Here is a 2437-nt window from a genome sequence, read left to right on the forward strand (position 1 = left end):
GGCCGAGGGTGGCGGTGCCGTAGCTGATGACGAAGGTGGTCATAATGTAGAACCCGCCGACGCCGAGGAAAGCGGCTGCGATAGCAACGATCAGCCGGCCCCATGCCAGGCGGAACACATCGACCGCAGGAATTTTGGCGCGTTCCTCCAGCTTGACCAGCTCACGGAAGATCGGAGATTCCTCGATTTTCAATCGGATGTACAGCGCGACCAGCAGCAGTGGGAACGCTGCCAGGAACGGCAGACGCCAGCCCCAGGAGTCAAAGATTTCAGGGGGCATGAGCAGTACCAGTGCGAAGGCTCCGGAGGACAGCAGCGTGCCGACCGGAGAACCCACCTGCACCAGCGCGGCATACCGCCCGCGCTTCTCGAGGGGGGCATGTTCAACGGCGATGGTCATGGCGCCACCCCATTCACCGCCGACCGCAAGGCCCTGCACCAGGCGCAGGATGGCAAGCATGATGGGTGCTGCGAGGCCGATGGTGCCGAAATCGGGCAGGACACCGATAAGCCCGGTGGCCACACCGATCGCGACGATCGTGATCAGCAGCGCGGGGCGCCGCCCCACACGGTCACCGATGTAGCCGAACAATACGGCGCCAAGCGGACGGGCAGCGAAGCCGACACCAAATGTGGCAAAGGCTGCCATTGTCGCAGCGGTCGGGTCCAGCGACGTGAAAAACAGCCGGTTGAAGACGATGGCTGCAGCGGTGCCGAAGAGGAAGTAGTCGTACCATTCGAGGGCAGTGCCTACGAACGCAGCCCAGGCGATCTTGCCGGCCTCGGCTCCGCTGACAACTGGTACAGCTGCTTCCTCTCCGTCTGTTGTCTCATGTGGTTGCATGCTCGGCGCCTCTCTTTGTGGGATGGGACTGGGACGATGCGGTGCTCCGGAGCTCCTCGATGTATTCGTGCCCGAAAACGCAGGCGCCATCGAGCATGGTCGCCAGCACCTTGATGCGGCCGATCCCATCGGGCGGCACCTCTGCAGGGTGGTCCGAAAGGAACACGAAATCGGCGTTCTTTCCCGGTTCCAGCGTTCCCCGCCGGTCTTCTTCGCCTGCAATCCACGCGGCGTCGACCGTGTAGGCACGCAGGGCCGTCTCGGGGTCGACCCGTTCCTCGGGACCCAGGGTGGCTCCGCCGGAACTGCGGCGCGTCACCATGGACTGCATGCCCAGCAGCGGTGCCCCGGCCGCTACCGGCCGGTCCGAGCTGCCAGGAACGCGTACCCCGGCGTTCAGGAAAGACTTGTGGCGGTACAGCCATGGTGTCCGTTCCGTGCCGACCGCGTCTGACATCGTGTCGCCGACCTCATACAGGAAGTGCGGTTGCGGGACCGGTGTAATCCCCAGCGCTGCGAACCGGGGGAGCTGGTCCGGCCGGACCATGCCGGCGTGCTCAATGCGATGCCGCGCGTCGGATCTGGGTAGCTTCTGTTGCGCCTTCCCAAAAGCGTCCAGCGCGATGTCGACGGCGGCGTCTCCGATCGCATGCGCGGCGACGTTCCAACCTGAGCAGTGCGCGCTGATGATCCGTTGGGTCAGTTCCTCGGGGGAGAGTTGGAAACTGCCAGTGCCATGGTCGTGGTCGCAGAAGGGCTCGGTTACCGCTGCAGTGCGGCCGATCAGCGAGCCGTCGATGAAGATTTTCATAGCCCCAAGCCGGACATGGTCGTCGCCGAAGCCCGATGCGATGCCGAGGTCAAGACCAAAGGTAATTCCATCGGCAGAATTGGACTGGAGCGGGTGCAGAGCATCGCTGACCGCCATCAGTTGTACGCGGGTTTTCAGGAGGCCGCGCCGTCGTGCTTCAACGTACGCGGCGAGTTCCACCGGGCTGCGGCCAATCCAGCCCGATCCGATGCCGGCCTCCACCACATGTGTCAGGCCCTCGGCGGCGTAAATTTCACTCGCTGCACCGATCGCTTCCGCGAGGTCCGCCACCGGGTAGGGCACAACGAGGGCCGTCACCAGTTTCTGGGCCTGCTCTTCAAGTAATCCGGTGGGCCCGTCGGAATCCTGAACCACTGTGCCGCCTTCGGGAACAACAGCTGAACCATCCAGGACACCTGTGCGATCAAGCACCTCAGTGTTGACGGCGCACATGTGCCCTGACCGGTGCTTGAGCCAGACGGGACGGCCGGGAGCGGACCGGTCGAGACTGTTGCGGTGTGGATGGCCTCCCATGACCGTGTCGTCATAACCGGATCCCACCACCCACGCGTCCTCAGGGAGATCGAGCGCAAACCGGGCGACTGCGTCGTACACTTCATCCAAAGCCCGGCAGCCGGACAGATCAAGTTCGGCGAGGGACTGCCCAAACCAGGCCATGTGGTTGTGCGAATCGCCAAAGCCGGGGACGACGACAGCGGCACCGCAATCGAGCGTACGCCGCGCCGGGACCTGTAAAACGTCGTCGTCGAAGCCCACGATCC

2 protein-coding genes are annotated in these 2437 nt (G+C 64.1%); both read right to left on the reverse strand.

The window, feature by feature from the left end; genetic code table 11:
• Positions 1-844 (reverse strand): MFS transporter (locus AC5RWX_RS32430; protein WP_494100279.1); only part of this gene is annotated, 844 nt, incomplete at its 3' end.
• On the reverse strand, positions 831-2437 hold a 1607-nt coding region (locus AC5RWX_RS32435; RefSeq protein WP_494100280.1), incomplete at its 5' end, for an amidohydrolase. The genes AC5RWX_RS32435 and AC5RWX_RS32430, both read right to left, overlap by 14 nt.

This window comes from Arthrobacter sp. SPT-J7 (genome assembly GCF_059089965.1).